The organism is Herminiimonas arsenitoxidans (genome assembly GCF_900130075.1).
Classification (GTDB): domain Bacteria; phylum Pseudomonadota; class Gammaproteobacteria; order Burkholderiales; family Burkholderiaceae_D; genus Oxalicibacterium; species Oxalicibacterium arsenitoxidans.
On record NZ_LT671418.1, the window covers coordinates 3,143,522 to 3,161,792 of the forward strand.

Here is an 18,271-nt window from a genome sequence, read left to right on the forward strand (position 1 = left end):
TGGCGCAACGTTCACTTGGCTTTTGCCATTGATACATATAGTTCGTGCAGGCGCAGCACTTGAGGCAATAACGCGGTGGTATCGCTCTCGTTGCTGATGACATCATCGGCAGCTTCCAGTCTGGCGGTACGGGTTGCCTGCGTCGCCATGATGGCGCGGACTTGCTGTTCAGTCAGCATATTGCGTTGCATTACGCGGCGTATCTGGACTTCTTCCGAGCAGTCGACAGTCAGTACGCGAGCAAGACGCTGCTTCCAAAAACCGGATTCAACCAGTAGCGGAATAACGAAGAGCAGATAGTCGCCCTGCGCTTGCTCCGCAGCTTGTTGGGTTGTGCTGCGTATCAGTGGATGCAGTATGGCCTCCAGCTGTTTTTTTGCATCAGGGTCGACAAAGACTCTTTCTCGCATAGCTGCACGATTCATTGCGCCGCTGGGCAAGATGACGCTGGCGCCAAAGGCTTGCTTGATAGGTGCTATCGCGGGGCCACCAACGGCGGTCAATTGGTGCGCGATCAAATCGGTATCAACGACTGCCGCGCCTTGCGCTGCAAACAGATCAGCCACGGTACTTTTGCCGCTGCCTATGCCGCCGGTCAAGCCGACGGAAAACCTGTCAAATCGGGCCAGTTCGTTCATTGCATTCAGTAAAAGCCGAGATATGCCTGTGCCAGCGGTTTACCGTACAGCAAAGTCAACAGGCCTGCAGCAGCGAGGTAAGGGCCGAATGGGATAGGGATATCACGCCCGCGCTTGGCAAGCAGGATCAGCGCGATGCCAACAATAGCGCCTACCAGCGACGATAGCAAAATGATGATGGGAAGCATCTTCCAGCCCAGCCATGCACCGAGCGCAGCCAATAGTTTGAAGTCGCCATAGCCCATGCCTTCTTTGCCGGTTAGCAGCTTGAACAGCCAGTAAATCGACCATAAGCTGAGATAGCCGGCGGCTGCGCCTATGACCGCTTCCGTGAGCGGGACGAAGGTACCATTCAGATTGATCAGCAAGCCCAGCCATAACAGCGGTAAGGTCAGGTCATCCGGCAGCAATTGCGTATCAGCATCGATGAAGGTCATCGCAATCAGTAAATACGTAAAGACCAAGGTGCTCAGTCCAAGCAAGCCACTACCGAAATGCCAGATTAGGAAGGCGGACAGCAAGCCGGTCAGTAATTCTATGATCGGGTAGCGGATGGAAATGGGTGTCTTGCAGGCCGTGCATTTGCCGCCGATAGCGGCGTAGCTGATGACGGGAATGTTTTCCAGCGCAGTAATCTGATGCCCACATTTCGGGCAGGCCGAACGTGGCACGACCAGATTGTAGCGATCCTCATGCGGCAAGGGCTTGCCGCTTTCATTGGCGACGTAGTTGTCTGATTCACGCTGCATCATTTTCGGGATGCGGTGTATCACGACGTTGAGAAAGCTGCCTATCAACAAGCCAAATACGCCCGCAATCACTGCAGGCAATACGCTGCCCGCAGGGGCAGACCAGAGTAAATCCATCATCAGACCACGGAACCCAATTTGAAAATAGGCAGATACATTGCAATCACCAGACCGCCGATCAGTACGCCAAGAATAACCATGATCAATGGTTCCATCAGACTTGAGAGTGAAGCAACGGCTTCATCGACTTCTTCTTCATAGAAGTCGGCGACTTTGCCCAGCATATTATCGAGTGAGCCAGATTCTTCACCGATCGCGACCATCTGCGTCACCATATTTGGGAAGACATCGGAGTTTTGCATCGCGACAGTCAGACTGGTGCCGGTGCTGACTTCGGTTTGAATTTTCTTCGTGGCATCGAGATAGACGGCATTGCCGGCGGCTCCACCGACGGAGTCCAGTGATTCGACCAAAGGCACGCCAGCGGCAAACATGGTGGCCAGTGTGCGGGTCCAGCGCGCTATGGTGGCTTTGCGTATGACAGCGCCAAAGATCGGTGTTTTCAGCAGCAGCTTATCCATGTAGCGCTGCATCTTCAGCGAGCGTCTCCATGATTGGAAGAATAGATAAAGGCCGGCAAACAGCACGCCGAAAATGATGTACCAGTTGGCGACGAAAAAGTCTGAAATCGCCATGACCATCAGTGTAGGCGCTGGCAAGTCTGCACCAAAGCTTTTGAATACATCCTTGAACGCCGGTACCACCCAGATCATGATGACAGCGGTCACGATGAAGGCGACTGCCAGAATCGATACCGGATAGAACATCGCGGATTTGATCTTGGCTTTGATCGCGAGGGTTTTTTCCTTGTAGATCGCGAGTCGCGTCAGCAAGTCTTCCAAAATACCGGCTTGCTCACCGGCACCGACCAGATTGCAGAAGAGCGGGTCGAAGTAGAGCGGGAATTTGCGAAAGGCCTGATTCAGGCTGGTACCAGTTTCGACATCGGCGCGTATATCCTGAATCAGCTTGGAGACTGACGGGTTGTCATTGCCCTTGGCAACGATATCGAAAGATTGCAGCAGCGGTACACCAGCCTTCATCATGGTGGCGAGCTGGCGGGTGAATAATGTGATGTCTTTTTCCGAGACTTTCTTGCCGCTGCGATAGCTTTTCTTTTTAACCTTGGTGACCAGCACGCCTTGGCGGCGTAGCGTCGCATTGACAACCGATTCACCGCCGGCACGTAATTCGCCGCGCACGATTTTGCCGGATTTGTCTTTGCCTTCCCAGGTGAAAACAGACTCTTTGGCGAGCGTCGTACTTCCGACCTTACGTGCTGATGTTGCCATCCATAGACCTCTTTGTTATACGTTTGTGCAGCCTAGAATTTCTTCCAGACTGGTCAATCCCTGTTTGACTTTTACCAAGCCTGATTCGCGCAAGTTACGCACGCCGTCTTTCTTGGCCTGCGCTTCTATTTCCAGGGAAGTGCCGTGGTTCAAGATGATGTTTTCAATTTCTTCGCTGATAGGCATGATTTGGTAAATGCCCAAGCGACCTTTATAGCCGCTGCCGCTGCAACGTTCGCAACCTACAGGTTTGTATGGCAACCAGGTGCCGTCCAGATCGTCCTCAGTAAAGCCGGCTTCTAGCAACACATCGTCCGGAATCACGGTGGTTTGCTTGCACGAGCACAAGCGGCGTGTCAGTCGTTGCGCGGTAATCAGAATGACGGACGACGCGATGTTGAACGGTGCTACGCCCATATTCATCAGACGCGTCAATGTGGCCGGCGCATCGTTGGTGTGCAGTGTGGAGAACACCATGTGACCAGTTTGCGCCGCCTTGATCGCGATATCTGCCGTTTCCAGGTCACGGATCTCACCGACCATGATGATGTCAGGATCTTGTCGCAAGAAAGCTTTTAGTGCGACCGGGAAGGTCAGGCCGGCGCGGTCGTTGACGTTGACCTGATTGACGCCGGGCAAATTGATCTCGGCCGGGTCTTCCGCGGTGGAGATGTTGATGCCGGGTTTGTTCAGAATGTTCAGGCAGGTGTACAGCGAAACGGTTTTGCCGGAGCCGGTCGGGCCGGTGACGAGCACCATGCCGTACGGACGCTGGATGGCATTCATCAGCGTTTCTTTCTGGTCCGGGTCGTAACCTAGTGCTTCGATCCCCATTTGCGCCTGCGAGCCGTCCAGAATACGCATGACGATCTTTTCGCCGAATAAGGTGGGCAAGGTGCTGACGCGGAAATCGATAGAGCGCGTCTTGGACATCACCAGCTTCATGCGGCCGTCTTGCGGTACGCGTTTCTCAGAAATATCTAGCTTCGAAATGACCTTGATACGCGAAGCCAGTTTTTCCTTGATCGCCAGCGGTGGCTGCGCGATATCACGCAGCACACCATCGACGCGAAAGCGGATGCGATAGAACTTTTCGAAAGGTTCGAAGTGAAGATCAGAGGCGCCGAGATTGATCGCATCGACCAGAATTTTTTGCAGGAATTTGACGACAGGTGCATCGTCGATATCGGCGGTCGCGCCATCGACAGGTGCAGCGAGATCTTCTTCGGCAAAATCGATGCTTTCGAGATCGTCACCGATCAACTCATTCAAATCCTGCTCGGCACTTTGCCCGAGTTTTTCAATCAGCTTAAGCAGCGTATTGTGATCGACGATGATGGGTTCAACCGCCAATTCGGTCTGAAACTTGATTTGATCCAGTGCTTGCGAATTGGTCGGGTCCGAAATGGCAATCGATACTTTATTGCCGCGCTTGGCCAAGGCGATGACGCGCTGACCTTGCATCAATTTCGCATCAATGATTTTTTCTGGCAGCAGGCTGCTGTTGAATGCCGCTAAATCCAGTAATGGATAACCAAATGTTTCAGAACAAAAAGCGGCGAGTCTGCCTGAATCGATCACTTCGCTTTTCAGCAGCATGTCGATAAACGGGCTTTTTTCGGTCGTGGCCTGTTTGGAAATGGTGTCGGCTTGCTGTTGCGTCAGCCTGCCTGCCTGCAAGAGCGCACGGGCGAGACCTGGCATTGCATTATTTGATGCCGAACTAGGGAGGACTGCAGCCATGTGTTTACGCCAGGAGCATCAAGAGGTGCTTTAGATAATGCCTCTAGGCATCTGTTTTGTAAAGATATCCTGCGGGAAATGTTACATTTCCTGTGGAAAATGCAACGTTGGCGGAGGCGTTAAACAATCCTGTGTGGATGACGCTTTTTATGATGTAAAAAATGCGCCATAACGTGCAGAAATGGCGCATTTTTGAAGATCGTTGCGATGGGTTTAGTGATTGCGGTGAACTGCAAACGCGCTGAGTTTGAGCAAGGCTTCTTTGAATGGCGTGTCGGGCAGTGTTGCGATCGATGCAGTGGCGCGCGCGGAGGCTTCTTCCGCTTTGCGTTTGGTGTAATCCAGCGCACCGGAAGTTGTCACGGCTTGCAATACTGCTTCGAAATGCTGTTCATCGCCGTTTTCTATACAGCTACGAACCAGCTCACGTTGTTCTGCTGTGCCGTGTTCCATTAAATAGATCAGGGGCAGCGTGGCTTTGCCTTCGCGCAGGTCGTCGCCGACATTCTTGCCGATATCGTCGGCTTGGCCGGAATAATCGAGTACGTCATCAATCAGCTGAAAGGCAGTGCCGAGCGAGCGGCCATATTCTGCAGCTGCTTCTATTTGTTCTTCGGATGCGCCGGCGATCAGGGTGCCGAGCTGGGCTGCTGCTTCAAACAATTTGGCTGTTTTCGAGCGGATAACCTGGGTGTAGCGTTCTTCCGACACGTCAGGGTCATGCATATTTAACAACTGCAGCACTTCGCCTTCTGCGATTACATTGGTCGCATCTGCCAGAATTTGCATGATGCGGATGTCGCCAACCGAGACCATCATCTGGAAGGCGCGCGAATACAGGAAGTCGCCGACCAGTACCGAAGCGGCATTGCCGAACAGCGCATTGGCAGTCTTGCGGCCGCGGCGCAGCGAGGATTCATCGACCACATCGTCGTGCAGCAATGTTGCTGTATGGATAAATTCGACTACGGCAGCCAGTTGGTGGTGATCTGTGCCGCGATAGCCATAGGCATTGGCCATCAGCAAGACTAATACCGGGCGTATGCGTTTACCGCCGGCGCTGATGATGTAGTCGGCGATTTGATTGACCAGAGCCACTTCAGAGTGAAGTTTCTGGCGAATCACGGTATCGACTGCATTCAAATCAGCTGCGATGGGTTGTATAAGCAGGTTTTGAGCGGAGGGTGCGGAAGCGGAAACCAAGTTGAGCCTGATCAATAAGCGTTAATTTATGGAATTATACGATGACAAGGGCTGCTAACGTTGCTTGTGCACCACGAAGTGCCCTAGGTATTTGTCTAAAAGGTCATCTTTTTAGTACTAATACACAGGCTTTGACCGAGTCCCTAAGTCCATGTATAATTGGAGGTTTTCCCGATTCCGTCTAGCAATTTTCGGCGGGGCGAAGAGAAAAAGTCCTTAAATCATTTGATGAGGTTTCACATGTACGCGGTCATAAAAACCGGTGGCAAACAATATAAAGTTGTCGCTGGTGAAAAATTCAAAGTAGAACAGATACCGGCAGACATTGGATCCGAAATCACCCTTGATCAGGTGCTCGCATTGGGCGCTGGAGAAACCATTAAATTTGGTGCTCCGCTGGTTGAAGGTGCTACGGTCCTTGCTACGGTTGTCTCCCACGGTCGTCACGATAAAGTGAAGATTTTCAAGATGCGTCGCCGTAAGCACTACCAGAAGCACCAAGGCCATCGCCAAAATTACACCGAATTGCAGATCGTTTCGATCAACGGCTAAGCCGCTGACTCGGACTAACCAGATACAAGGAGTCAGAAATGGCACATAAAAAAGGCGGCGGCACTACGCGAAATGGTCGTGACTCAGAGTCAAAACGACTGGGCGTTAAAGTCTACGGTGGTCAAGTTATCAATGCAGGCGGCATCATTGTTCGTCAGCGCGGTACCAAGATGCATCCAGGCGAAAACGTCGGCATGGGCAAGGATCACACCTTGTTCGCATTGACCGATGGCAAAGTAGCTTTCGTTACCAAAGGCGCATTGCAACGTCATTACGTTACAGTATTGCCAGCTTAAGTTACTGAAGTAAGCGAAGTAAGGCGAAAGCCTTCAATCGAAAGGCTCTGCCCCAGGTAGGGCCTTTTTAGTTTTATGGCGGCAAAAAATTATGAAGTTTATCGACGAAGCAAAAATCGAAGTCATTGCTGGCGATGGCGGCAACGGCGTCGCATCCTTTTGTCGTGAAAAATTCAGGCCGTTCGGTGGTCCGGATGGCGGCGACGGCGGCAAGGGCGGCAGTATCTATGCGGTTGCAGACCGCAATATCAACACGCTCGTTGATTTCCGCTTTGCCAAAATGCATAAAGCCAAAGATGGCGAAAATGGTCGCGGTGCTGATTGCTACGGCAAGGGCGCGGACGACATTATGCTGCGCATGCCGGTCGGCACACTGATCATTGATAACAATGATGGCGAACTTGTCGCCGATCTGACCGAGCACGGGCAAGAAGTGTTGATTGCAAAAGGCGGCGAAGGCGGCTGGGGCAATATCCATTTCAAATCGTCGACTAACCGCGCACCGCGCCAGAAGTCCGAAGGTAAAGAAGGCGAACGACGTGAATTGCGGCTGGAGCTGAAAGTGCTCGCCGATATCGGTTTGCTCGGGATGCCAAATGCAGGTAAATCCACTTTTATTTCGGCTGTGTCTAACGCACGTCCGAAGATCGCTGATTATCCGTTCACCACGCTGCATCCGAATCTGGGTGTGGTACGTGTCAGCCACGAAAAGAGTTTCGTGATTGCCGACATTCCAGGTTTGATCGAAGGCGCATCTGACGGTGCTGGTCTGGGTATCCAGTTCCTGCGTCATTTGCAACGTACACGTTTGCTCTTGCATATTGTCGATCTGGCACCGTTCGACAACGTCGATCCGGTCAAGGAAGCAAAAGCCATCGTCAAGGAATTGAAAAAATACGATGAGGCGCTGTTCGACAAGCCACGCTGGTTGGTCTTGAACAAGCTCGATATGGTGCCGGAAGAAGAGCGCAAAACACGCGTGAAAGACTTCATCAAGCGTTTCGGCTGGAAAGGTCCTGTGTTCGAAATTTCCGCACTGACACGTGAAGGTTGTTCTGAGCTCGTCACCGAGATTTACGACTACATCGCGCTGCAACGTCAAGCCGAACAACGTACCGAAGAAACGCCGCAAATGGTTGAAGCCGCACGTGGCATCGATTCCATCGATCCGGATGATCCGCGTTTCAAGATTATCGACTAATAGCTGTACCGGATTACTGATAAACAGTAATCCGGCATCATCACCGTTCCAGGTGAATCAAAACTAAAACAGAGCCGGGTTAAAAGCATGGACTCCGTCATTCAACAAGCCAAACGCGTCATCATCAAAGTCGGTTCTTCACTCGTCACTAATGACGGTAAAGGTCTCGATGCTAGTGCCATACAAAAATGGGCTGCGCAAATCGCTCAGTTACGGGCGCTAGGTAAAGAAGTGGTGCTGGTGAGTTCCGGTGCGATTGTCGAAGGCATGCAACGCCTTGGTTTCGAAAAACGTCCGGTTGGCATTCATGAATTGCAAGCCTGTGCTGCAGTTGGCCAAATGGGCTTGGCGCAGATTTACGAGACCAGTTTCCGCCAGCATGACGTGCGTACTGCGCAGATATTGCTGACACATGCTGATCTGGCAGACCGCGAACGTTATCTGAATGCACGCTCGACCTTGTTCACTTTGTTGCGCTTGGGCGTGGTGCCTATCATCAATGAAAACGACACCGTCGTCACAGACGAGATCAAGTTCGGCGACAACGATACCTTGGGTGCTTTGGTCGCGAATCTGATCGAGGCAGATGCCTTGATTATTCTGACTGACCAACGTGGCTTGTTCAGTGCAGATCCGCGCAAAGATCCGAATGCTGTGTTCATTCATGACGCCAAGGCTGGCGATGTGACGCTGGAAGCGATGGCAGGCGGCGCTGGTAGTAGTCTCGGTCGTGGTGGCATGTTGACGAAAATTCTGGCTGCCAAGCGCGCTGCTTTATCTGGTGCGCATACCGTGATTGCCTGGGGGCGGGAAGATAATGTGCTGACGCGCTTGGCTTCCGGCGAAGCCATCGGTACACAATTGACGGCACAGACGGCACAACTGACAGCGCGCAAGCAATGGATGGCTGATCATCTGCAAACGGCGGGTGCGGTGGTGTTGGATAGTGGCGCAGTACAAAAATTGACTGCCGAAGGCAAATCGCTATTGCCTATCGGTGTGACCGACGTGAGCGGTAATTTTGGTCGTGGTGACGTGATCACTTGTGTTGATCAATCCGGCCATGCGATTGCACGTGGGATCAGTAATTACGCCAGTTCAGATGCACGTCGCATCATGCGCAAACCTTCAGCGGACATTGCATCCATACTCGGCTTTGTCGAAGAGCCAGAACTGATACACCGAGACAATCTGGTTTTGCTGTAATGAAGTGTGCTGCAATAAAAAAGGGAGCAATTTAAATTGCTCCCTTTTCATTTATTCGCGCAATAAATCATCCGTCAGTGTTTTGCGGTATTTCATGCGCTCCAACATATCTTTTTCATTTCCGACTATTGTCAGATTGCTGCAAAAGTAATCCTGCGCCAATGCCGCATGCTGGCGGTTTACTTTGCTGCGAACGATGATTTCCCACTGACTGTTTCGTGCTCGTCCCCAACTGCCATCTTCGCGGCCGAAAGCATAAATCTTCTTTTCGAACGTTGCGCAGCGTATGCCTTCGTAACTGACATTTTTGGCGCCGCCCTGGCTAACTGCGACCAGCGTGTAGCGTATGACACCGTCTTTGCCTATCACTAGCGATTTTTTATCCAGTGCAAAGGTTTGAGTGGCGGTTGGCCCGACATAGAAGGGCTGCAGGTTTTCGACCTTGGGGGCGGGCGGCAGCTCTGCTTCTATTTCTTCCCATGGTTGAGCCTCTTCATTGTCAAAGCCTTTGTTGTATTCCGGCTGTTGCGCAATGGAAATGTGTGCCGTAGCTAAAAGCAGCACGCCGAGCAGCGTTTGCGCCAATTTGCGCGAGAGTAAGAAAGACTTATTCATTGTCAGGTTTGGTCTTTTCAGTAGGTGGCTCGTCGGTTCTGTGCGAGGTGTGAGTCTGCCGCAAGTAACGCGCCGTGTTGTGTTGTGGAGGGACGTGCGGTGCCGGGCGAGACAGAAAACGTGATAATTCCTGCAATGCGCGTTGATACACATCCCGTTTGAATTCGATGACGACGTCGAGTGGAACCCAGTAGTCGTGCCAACGCCAGGCATCGAATTCCGGATGCTCAGTCATGCGCAGATTGACATCGCAATCGCGTCCGACCATGCGCAGCAGAAACCAGATTTGTTTCTGGCCTTTGTAATGACCACGAATTTCCCGTTTGATGAAATGATCGGGGACTTCATAGCGTAGCCAGTCGCGCGTGCGACCGATGATTTTGACGTGCTCCGCCCGTAAGCCGACTTCTTCTTCCAGCTCGCGATACATCGCCTGCTCGGGGGTCTCGCCAAATTTAATGCCGCCTTGTGGAAATTGCCACGAATGCTCACGCACCCGCTTGCCCCACCACACCTCATTCCGGGTATTGATCAGAATGATGCCGACGTTAGGGCGAAAGCCTTCACGGTCCAGCATGTTGTACCTCAAAACTTTCTGCGACTAACGGCCCCTCAATCGAACATTGTCACCTGTGCGGCCTTATACCGTCGGCTCGCGCAATGACGCGCGAACAACGGAGAGTGCAATCAATTGTACGAAGAGTGGGTGCATCAGCCTGCTAATCCTTTAAAATTGAGTTGATTATAACCCTCTCTCTTTTTAAAAAGAATTCATCGTCATGCGCGCATCCCGTTTTTTCATTTCCACTCTCAAAGAAGCTCCTTCCGACGCAGAAATCGTCAGTCATAAACTGATGATGCGCGCCGGCATGATCAAGCGCATCGGCTCTGGTATCTATACCTATATGCCTATGGGTTTGCGCGTGATCCGCAAGGTGGAAGCGATTGTCCGGGAGGAAATGAATCGGGCCAATGCGATTGAGCTGTTGATGCCATTAGTGCAACCAGCTGAACTCTGGCAGGAAACCGGCCGCTGGGACAAAATGGGCGCGGAATTGATGCGCGTCAAGGATAGACATGGCCGCGATTACGCGATTCAGCCGACTTCGGAAGAAGTCGTGACCGATGTAGTGCGGTCGGAAATCAAATCCTACCGCCAGATGCCTATCAATTTTTATCATATTCAGACCAAATTCCGCGATGAGCGTCGTCCACGCTTTGGCCTGATGCGCGGTCGCGAATTCACGATGAAAGATGCTTATTCCTTCGACCGTGACGTCGATGGCTTGAAGCGTTCTTACCAAAACATGTTTGACGCCTACGTCAAAATCTTCAATCGCTTCGGCCTGCAGTTCCGCGCGGTGGCAGCAGATAACGGCGCGATCGGCGGTTCCGGTTCGCATGAATTCCACGTCATTGCCGATACTGGCGAAGATGCCATCGTCTACTGCCCGAATTCCGATTACGCGGCGAATATGGAAGCAGCAGAAGCTTTGCCTTTGATTACTGAGCGTGGCGCAGCAACTCAGGCCCTGACCAAGACGGCGACGCCGGGCAAGGCCAAATGTGAAGACGTGGCTGCCTTGCTGAATTTGCCATTGGCGCAAACCGTTAAATCCATCGTTCTGACGGTGGAAAAAGAAGAAAAAGGCGTCGTCAGCAAGCAAGTCTGGCTCTTGCTCTTGCGCGGTGATCATGAATTGAATGAAGTCAAAGCCGCGAAAATTCCAGGCATTACCGGTTACCGTTTCGCCAATGAAGCAGAAATCGTGGAATGGTTCGGCACGCCACCTGGCTACCTCGGTCCTATCAATACCAAAAAGCCTGTGAACGTGGTGGTTGATCGTACCGTTGCCAACATGCATGACTTTGTCTGCGGCGCGAACGAAGTCGATTTCCATTTCACCGGTGTGAACTGGGGTCGAGATTTGCCGGAAGCACAGGTATTCGATATCCGTAATGTAGTGGAGGGCGATCCTTCACCGGATGGTAAGGGCGTGCTGGCAATTCAACGCGGGATCGAAGTTGGCCACGTCTTCCAGTTGGGTACGGCGTATTCCGAATCGATGAAGGCAACCTACCTCGATGAAAATGGCAAGCCACAACTGATACAAATGGGTTGCTACGGCATCGGCGTGACACGCATTCTGGGTGCGGCAATCGAACAGAACTTCGACGATAAAGGCATCATCTGGCCGACCGCATTGGCACCGTTTGAAGTGGTCTTGTGTCCTATGGGATATGACCGCAGCGAAGCCGTCAAGGCAGAAACCGACAAGCTGTATGAAGCATTGCAAGCTGCAGGTGTGGACGTGATTCTGGACGATCGTGGTGAGCGTCCAGGCGCGATGTTTGCCGATTGGGAATTGATCGGCGTGCCGCATCGTATCGTTGTCGGTGATCGTGGCTTGAAAGAAGGCAAGCTGGAATATCAAGGCCGTCGCGATGCGGCTGCCACGCCGGTTGCGCTGGATGAAATGCTGGCCTTCGTTAAAGCCAAACTGGCTGCGTAACTGCTGCGATGCGTCAAGCGACAGTGAATACAGCAATGAGCCATTTCACGATGACTATCGATGAAATGGCTCATCGTTCGCTGCTTGTGCTGGCACCATCGTTGTCTGGATATCGGAAGTGTTTTCGTCTCATCGCTTGTGCATGTGCGCTCACGTTGATGAGCACAACGACAGTCTTTGCCGGTAATCAAAAAGAAGAAGCCATGGCGGATTCGGTACGTATCGCTTTATCGCGTGCGATCACCGATCCGCGTCCTCCGATTCCACAATTTTCCGATATCAGCGAACGCCTCGATTATTTGCATTGGCTGGGCGAGATGTCGGATCGGCTTTACAAGCGGATTCCAGATCAACAGGTGCGCATCGAATTCTTGCGCACGACTTGGTATGAGGCGCGACGTGCCGGACTTGATCCAGCCCTGGTATTGGGTTTGATACAGGTGGAGTCGGCATTTCGCAAGTACGCAGTGTCACCGGTTGGTGCACATGGTTATATGCAAGTCATGCCGTTCTGGACGCGTGTGATAGGTGATGGTGATCGCAGCAAGTTGTTCCACATGCAGAGCAATCTACGGTTTGGCTGTTCCATCTTGCGTATGTATCTGGATATGGAGAAGGGCGATTTATTTCTGGCGCTAGGGCGTTACAACGGTAGTCGCGGTCGTCCTGAATATCCGAACGCTGTATTGGCCGCCTGGAAAAAATGGGAGCATCAGCGCGAAACTTTGAAGACGGTCGCTGCAGAAGATAGCGCCGGCAGAAAGTAGGGCTGTGTCTTGCTAGTAGAAACAAAAACGCCCGCGCGATGCGGGCGTTTTTGTTTGCCACACGGACAAATTATTTCAAGTGACCCGAAATGAGTTTAGTCATTTCAAACATGGATACTTGTTTCTTGCCGCCAAAGACTGCTTTCAGCTTTTCATCTGCATCGATCATGCGTTTGTTGGCTTCATTTTGCAGCTTGAACTTCTTGATGTATTCCCACACTTTTTTAGTTACTTCAGTGCGAGGTGCTGGCGCGGCACCGATAACAGCGGCCAACAGAGCGGACGGTGTTACTGGTTTCATGAATGCTGCGTTAGGCTTGCGTGCAGTTGCTGGCTTTTTCGCTGCTACTTTTTTCGCTGCTGGTTTTTTAGCGGCTACTTTTTTTGCAGGAGCGGCTTTCTTAGCTGGCGCTGCTTTTTTTGCTGGTGCTGCTTTTTTCGCTGCTACTGGTTTTTTCGCAGCTGCTTTCTTGGCGACCGGTTTTTTGGCCGCTGGTTTTTTGGCTGTTGCCATCTTCAAACCTCCTTCACATTGTGTTGGGAAATTGCGCCAATTCACGCATCGTCAATAGTGGTGTGGTTTTTCTTGCCACGCAAGTGTTTTTTGTGCGTTTCCCTCTGTATTTGTAGGCTGGACGCCACGTATCGTGCATAGAGGGAAGCGCGGATGGTTTATTCGCTTCGTTCGGCTTGTTTTTGTGGTGATGCCGAGAAGGATAGCGGTGAGTTTTTTGGTGCTGAAAAGAGGGTGTCGGAAGACGATTGGATCGGTTTTTTTTGCGAGTTATCGCTCTCGATTTGGATGCGCTGATGCGCTATAAAGTGTTTGGACATAAAAAAGCCCGGTCTCTAGCGAGCCGGGCTTTCAGATAAAACGGGAAATTAGCGCATTCCTGGCAGCATGCCTTTCATGCCGCGCATCATTTTCATCATATTGCCGCCTTTGAGTTTCTTCATCATGGTCTGCATTTGATCGAATTGCGCCAGCATGCGGTTGACTTCCTGCACCTGAACGCCGGCACCGGTTGCGATACGGCGTTTGCGTGAAGCCTTGATCAATTCCGGTTTGGAGCGTTCTTGCGGCGTCATGGAATTGATGATGCCTTCCATGCGGATGACCTGTTTGTCAGCCATCCCCATATTGGCACCGCTGGCAGCCTGCTGCAGTTGCGCCGGGAGTTTGTCCATCAGATTGGACATGCCACCCATCTTCTTCATTTGCGCCAATTGGGATTTGAAATCGTTCAAATCGAATTTGCCGCCGACTTTGATCTTTTGCGCGAGTCCGGCAGCGGCGTCCATGTCGACGCCTTTGCGGGCTTCCTCGACCAAGGCCAGGATGTCGCCCATGCCGAGAATACGATCAGCCATGCGGGCTGGATCGAAGGCTTCCAGGCCGTCCAGTTTTTCAGCGACGCCGGCGAATTTGATTGGTTTGCCAGTGATATGGCGTACCGACAGCGCGGCACCGCCACGTGAGTCACCGTCCAGTTTGGTCAGGACGATACCGGTCAAAGGCAGCGCATCGCTAAAGGCCTTGGCGGTATTGATCGCATCTTGCCCCAACATGGCATCGACCACGAACAGGGTTTCGATAGGTTTGACTGCTGCATGCAAAGCCTTGATTTCCAGCATCATGGCTTCGTCGATGCCGAGTCGGCCGGCGGTATCGATGATCAGAACGTCGTGGTAATGACGTTTGGCGTAGTCCAATGCGGCTAGCGCGATATCGACTGGCTTGTCGGTAGGTTCCGACGGGAAGAAGTCGGCGCCAACTTGCGCGGTGACGGTTTGCAGCTGACCGATCGCGGCAGGGCGATAAACGTCGGCGGAAACGGTCAGGACTTTTTTCTTCTTTTGCTCGCGCAAATATTTCGCTAGCTTACCGACGGTAGTGGTTTTACCTGCACCTTGCAAACCGGCCATCAGGATGACGGCAGGCGGTTGGGTGGCGAAATTCAGTTGCGATGCTTCCGGGCCGAGATCGGCACCCATGATGGCGGCCAGTTCGCGTTGCACCACGCCGACCAGTGCTTGGCCAGGTGAGAGCGAACCGATGACATCTTCGCCCATCGCTTTTTCTTTGACGCGGCTGATGAATTCGCGGACGGCAGGCAGGGCAACGTCGGCTTCGAGCAAGGCCAGACGAACTTCGCGCAGCATTTCTGCAGTGTTGGTTTCCGTCAGGCGCGCTTCTCCGCGCATGGTTTTGACGGCTTTGGCTAGGCGTTGGGTGAGATTGTCGAGCATGAATGAATGGCTGAAATATCAAAGAGGGTGAAGCAACAGGCTGCTGTGGGGGAATACACACTGCGGCGGCAAGCCTCATTTTAACCGATGCGGTGGCGGATGCGCCTAGGCATGAGAGATAGTTGTCCGTTGAGCTTCTATATATAGTGCGTCAGCAGACATGTGGCTTCTAGTCGGAATGACAAGGTGCCGTGCCGGATGAGGCGATAGGTAAGGATTCTTGCAATGTGTTCATGTTGTATAAGCGTTTTTTCTCGGCTGATGGTAATGTCGCGAGAGCAATTCTTGCGATAAGCGCGCACCTAGGCAAAGAGGGCTGAGTATGGAAATTGCTAGAACATGAAACAAGGTGCGGGTGCGGTGTTTGGGCTTTTCTCCCGCAGGATGTTCGGATCACATGGTGTAAACTTAAATAATGTACACATACTTTTTTGTCTTGGCGGCTTTGTTCTATGCGGTTTGCGCATTCTTGCCGTCAAAAAATCGCATGGCGATTTCCATTGGCACCCTGATCGGTTGGCTTTTGCATGGCGGCGCGTTGTGGGTGGACGTGATCGGACATGATGCGCTGCGCATGGGATTTGCCATCATGCTGTCCGGCGCTTTGTGGATTTCTGTTGCGGCTTACTGGTTGGAAAATCGCAATTTCAGTCTGGACGGTTTGCGTATCCTGGTGTTGCCGTGTGCGGCAGTGGGTGTGCTGCTGCCTACGATTTTCCCCGGCAGCATGATTCCACTCGTGGGTAAGTCAGCACTTTTCCCTTGGCATATTGCGATTGCGATGCTGGCCTACAGCACATTAACGATTGCGGCTTTCCATGCTGTCCTGATGGCTTTGCAAGAATCCAAGTTGCATACGCGTGTGAGCGTGCAAAAAACAGGTTGGTTCTCGTTGGCGATAGATCGTCTGCCGGCGTTGTTGACGATGGAAAAATTGCTGTTTCGTCTGATCGGGTTTGGTTTCTTCCTGCTGACCTTGACGGTATTGTCCGGCGTCATCTTCTCTGAAGAGTTATTCGGCAAGGCTTTCAAATGGGATCACAAAACGATATTCACGATGCTGTCGTGGGTTTTATTTGGTGTGTTGCTGGCTGGACGCAAGTGGCGCGGCTGGCGCGGCAAGACGGCACTGAGTTTTACGCTGACGGGTTTTACGACCTTGTTTTTGGCCTATGTCGGCAGCCGCTTCGTGTTTGAAGTCATATTGCATCGGAGTCTTGCATGAAGTTGTTGTTGTGGGCCGTCGTCATTTTCGCGGTCATCTGGATACTCCGCAGTAAAAAATCATCGACCAAAGTTGATACTCCTCCAAGGAAACCGCAAGCTGCTGCTCTTGAAGGCGAGGCCATGCTGACTTGTGCGCATTGCGGAATACATTTTCCTGCCTCCGAAGCGGTATTCAATACTGCCAACACGGCGTTTTGCAGCGATGAGCATCGTCGCCTACATGTTGCACGCTAATTCATGAGCAGCATCAAACCTGTTCCTGAGGATACGCGGGCGACGTTCTGGCGTACCTTGCAGGCGTTTACCCTGACGCGCACTTTGATTGTGGGCGTTTTGCTCGGCTATTTCGGCATGAGCGCAGGCAAGTTATGGCTGCACAAAGAGCGCTTCTGGGACGCTTGTATTGTTTATCTGGTGCTGGCGCTGGTCTTTGTGTTGCTGTCTTTGTACTGGCGTCGTCGCTTCCTGTTGCAGGTAGTAGTACAGATAGCGGTTGATATTGCGGCTATCACCATGCTGTATTTGTCGGCTGGCGGCATCAAGAGCGGCTTGGCGATTCTGTATTTATTCCCGCTGGCGGGAGGGGCAATTCTTGCGCCGCTGGTGCTGGCATTGTTTTTTGTCTCGGCTGTCACTTTGGTGCTGCTGGCAGAAAACGGTTATCAGCTGCTGAATGAAAATGCGGACATCTCATCTTCGCAGGTGGGTTTGTATGGTGCGGCATTTTTCATCATCATCTTTGCGATCAACCGCTTGGCGGCACGACTGATCAAGCAGGAATCGCTGGCGCTGGGACGAGGTCGGGCCTTGCATGTGCAGCAGGTGATCAATCGCCTAGTCATCGCCGATATGGAAGACGGCATTCTGGTCGTCGATCGCAAGGGACGTGTGTTGACGAGTAACCCAGCAGCTGCGCGCATGCTGGGGCTGACATTTCCACATGAAAAAGCATACGGCAAGCTATCAGACATGGTGTGGCTGGCACCGATCGCCGCGGCTTATTCTTCCTGGAGTGCCAATTCAGGTTTGCGTGCGCCCACTCAGGCTAATACACAGGCGCCGACCTTTGTTTTCATCAAGCATACGGAAGACAATACCTTGCAAGGTGGTACGACGATCATGGGCGGCCGCCGCGAGTTGATGACGCATTTGAAATTGCGTTTTGCCAAAGTGGATGCAGACGGTGTACTGGAAGATCGCGTCGTGATCTTTTTGCAGGACGTGACTGAAATCGAGAACCAGGCACAGCAACTGAAGCTGGCATCGATGGGACGTCTGACCGCAAGTATCGCGCATGAGGTGCGCAATCCTTTGTCTGCAATTGGTCATGCCACTTCTCTGTTGATAGAAGACGAGCCGAAGGCAAGTCAGCGCCGCTTGCTTACCATCATCAGTGAGAATGTGGCGCGCTTGAATCGCATGATTGAAGACATCTTGAAGCTGTCGCGCAAGGCGCATCAGTATCACGAGCCACTTTGTCTTGGACTGCTGTTTGATGATGTTTTAGCCGAGTTGCGAGAAACACATGAACTCAAGGAAGACGTGATTGAAGTCGGTGATATGAAGCCGTATAAAGTCCGTTTCGATCCGTTGCATTTGCGCGAAATCGTCTTGAACTTGCTGACAAATGCGTTACGCTACGCGAGTGGTGCGCCTGGCAGTATCCGTATCTATATAGTGTCCAACATTGGACATAGACTGGAATTGCATGTGCAAGACAATGGATTGCAGATTAGCTCGGCAGTCCGCGCCCATTTATTCGAGCCGTTTTATACGACCTCTAATAAAGGCACCGGCCTCGGCCTTTATCTGGCGCGCGAACTGTGCCTGAATAATGGTGCGATGCTGAACTATGAATATAGAACGGATGATGGACACAATTCGCCATCCGGTCGATTTGTGATTACTTTTGCCACTAACGAAGCTGTTTAAATGTCGATCAACCGTAAAAGCCGCACG

The 18,271-nt window shown here is 52.1% G+C and carries 18 protein-coding genes; 9 read left to right on the forward strand and 9 right to left on the reverse strand.

What is annotated here, in order from left to right; genetic code table 11:
* Nucleotides 1-11 precede the first annotated feature (11 nt).
* The 5 genes from coaE to ispB form a co-directional block, all read right to left on the reverse strand.
* Nucleotides 12-638: a dephospho-CoA kinase gene (coaE, locus tag BQ6873_RS14940; RefSeq protein ID WP_076593356.1), complete on the reverse strand. Its 627-nt coding sequence runs from the start codon at nt 636-638 to the stop codon at nt 12-14.
* A 5-nt stretch (nt 639-643) separates the two neighbouring features.
* Nucleotides 644-1,504, reverse strand: a complete 861-nt coding sequence (locus BQ6873_RS14945; RefSeq protein ID WP_157889230.1) for a prepilin peptidase — start codon at nt 1,502-1,504, stop codon at nt 644-646.
* 2 nt (nt 1,505-1,506) lie between these two features.
* Entirely contained in the window at nt 1,507-2,739 is a 1,233-nt protein-coding gene (locus BQ6873_RS14950; RefSeq protein WP_076593358.1) for a type II secretion system F family protein, read from the reverse strand.
* A gap of 15 nt (nt 2,740-2,754) precedes the next feature.
* On the reverse strand, nt 2,755-4,482 hold the full coding sequence (gene pilB / locus BQ6873_RS14955) for a type IV-A pilus assembly ATPase PilB (RefSeq protein WP_076593359.1): 1,728 nt from the start codon (nt 4,480-4,482) through the stop codon (nt 2,755-2,757).
* 213 nt (nt 4,483-4,695) lie between these two features.
* The gene (gene ispB, locus BQ6873_RS14960; protein WP_076593360.1) at nt 4,696-5,685 is read right to left on the reverse strand and encodes an octaprenyl diphosphate synthase; all 990 of its coding nucleotides are present in this window, start codon (nt 5,683-5,685) and stop codon (nt 4,696-4,698) included.
* A gap of 240 nt (nt 5,686-5,925) precedes the next feature.
* Here ispB and rplU point away from each other — a divergent pair, with 240 nt between their 5' ends.
* The 4 genes from rplU (at nt 5,926) to proB (ending at nt 8,940) form a co-directional block, all read left to right on the forward strand.
* Complete coding sequence (rplU, locus tag BQ6873_RS14965; RefSeq protein ID WP_041322652.1) at nt 5,926-6,237, forward strand: 50S ribosomal protein L21; 312 nt, start codon at nt 5,926-5,928, stop codon at nt 6,235-6,237.
* Nucleotides 6,238-6,275: 38 nt separating this feature from the next.
* Nucleotides 6,276-6,533 (forward strand): 50S ribosomal protein L27, encoded by a 258-nt coding sequence (gene rpmA / locus BQ6873_RS14970; protein WP_076593361.1) that lies wholly within the window; start codon nt 6,276-6,278, stop codon nt 6,531-6,533.
* A gap of 91 nt (nt 6,534-6,624) precedes the next feature.
* Complete coding sequence (gene cgtA, locus BQ6873_RS14975) at nt 6,625-7,734, forward strand: Obg family GTPase CgtA (RefSeq protein ID WP_076593362.1); 1,110 nt, start codon at nt 6,625-6,627, stop codon at nt 7,732-7,734.
* Nucleotides 7,735-7,821: 87 nt separating this feature from the next.
* A complete protein-coding gene (gene proB / locus BQ6873_RS14980; protein WP_076593363.1) occupies nt 7,822-8,940 on the forward strand; it encodes a glutamate 5-kinase in 1,119 nt (372 codons plus the stop codon).
* A gap of 51 nt (nt 8,941-8,991) precedes the next feature.
* On the opposite strand, the gene BQ6873_RS14985 is transcribed toward proB, so the two are convergent.
* Together BQ6873_RS14985 and BQ6873_RS14990 are read right to left on the reverse strand one after the other, a co-directional pair.
* On the reverse strand, nt 8,992-9,555 hold the full coding sequence (locus BQ6873_RS14985) for a CNP1-like family protein (protein WP_076593364.1): 564 nt from the start codon (nt 9,553-9,555) through the stop codon (nt 8,992-8,994).
* Complete coding sequence (locus tag BQ6873_RS14990; protein WP_076593365.1) at nt 9,548-10,132, reverse strand: RNA pyrophosphohydrolase; 585 nt, start codon at nt 10,130-10,132, stop codon at nt 9,548-9,550. Before BQ6873_RS14990 ends, BQ6873_RS14985 begins: the two co-directional genes overlap by 8 nt.
* A gap of 202 nt (nt 10,133-10,334) precedes the next feature.
* On the opposite strand from BQ6873_RS14990, the gene BQ6873_RS14995 reads away from it, so the two are divergent.
* Both BQ6873_RS14995 and BQ6873_RS15000 read left to right on the forward strand, forming a co-directional pair.
* Nucleotides 10,335-12,068, forward strand: coding sequence for a proline--tRNA ligase (locus BQ6873_RS14995; RefSeq protein WP_076593366.1), 1,734 nt, complete (start codon nt 10,335-10,337; stop codon nt 12,066-12,068).
* A 158-nt stretch (nt 12,069-12,226) separates the two neighbouring features.
* Nucleotides 12,227-12,835 carry a lytic transglycosylase domain-containing protein gene (locus BQ6873_RS15000; protein ID WP_076594162.1) on the forward strand — a complete coding sequence of 203 codons (609 nt, stop codon included), beginning with the start codon at nt 12,227-12,229 and terminating at the stop codon, nt 12,833-12,835.
* A 70-nt stretch (nt 12,836-12,905) separates the two neighbouring features.
* On the opposite strand, the gene BQ6873_RS15005 is transcribed toward BQ6873_RS15000, so the two are convergent.
* Complete coding sequence (locus BQ6873_RS15005; RefSeq protein WP_076593367.1) at nt 12,906-13,349, reverse strand: SWIB/MDM2 domain-containing protein; 444 nt, start codon at nt 13,347-13,349, stop codon at nt 12,906-12,908.
* A 368-nt stretch (nt 13,350-13,717) separates the two neighbouring features.
* Nucleotides 13,718-15,085, reverse strand: a complete 1,368-nt coding sequence (gene ffh, locus BQ6873_RS15010; RefSeq protein ID WP_076593368.1) for a signal recognition particle protein — start codon at nt 15,083-15,085, stop codon at nt 13,718-13,720.
* Between the two features lie 415 nt (nt 15,086-15,500).
* On the opposite strand from ffh, the gene BQ6873_RS15015 reads away from it, so the two are divergent.
* From BQ6873_RS15015 to BQ6873_RS15025, 3 genes are read left to right on the forward strand one after another with little or no spacing between them, the layout of a single operon-like run.
* On the forward strand, nt 15,501-16,310 hold the full coding sequence (locus tag BQ6873_RS15015; protein ID WP_076593369.1) for a cytochrome C assembly family protein: 810 nt from the start codon (nt 15,501-15,503) through the stop codon (nt 16,308-16,310).
* A complete protein-coding gene (locus BQ6873_RS15020; protein ID WP_076593370.1) occupies nt 16,307-16,546 on the forward strand; it encodes a PP0621 family protein in 240 nt (79 codons plus the stop codon). The genes BQ6873_RS15015 and BQ6873_RS15020 overlap by 4 nt, the downstream gene beginning before the upstream one ends.
* A gap of 3 nt (nt 16,547-16,549) precedes the next feature.
* A complete protein-coding gene (locus tag BQ6873_RS15025; protein ID WP_076593371.1) occupies nt 16,550-18,244 on the forward strand; it encodes a sensor histidine kinase in 1,695 nt (564 codons plus the stop codon).
* The last annotated feature ends 27 nt before the right edge of the window (nt 18,245-18,271 follow it).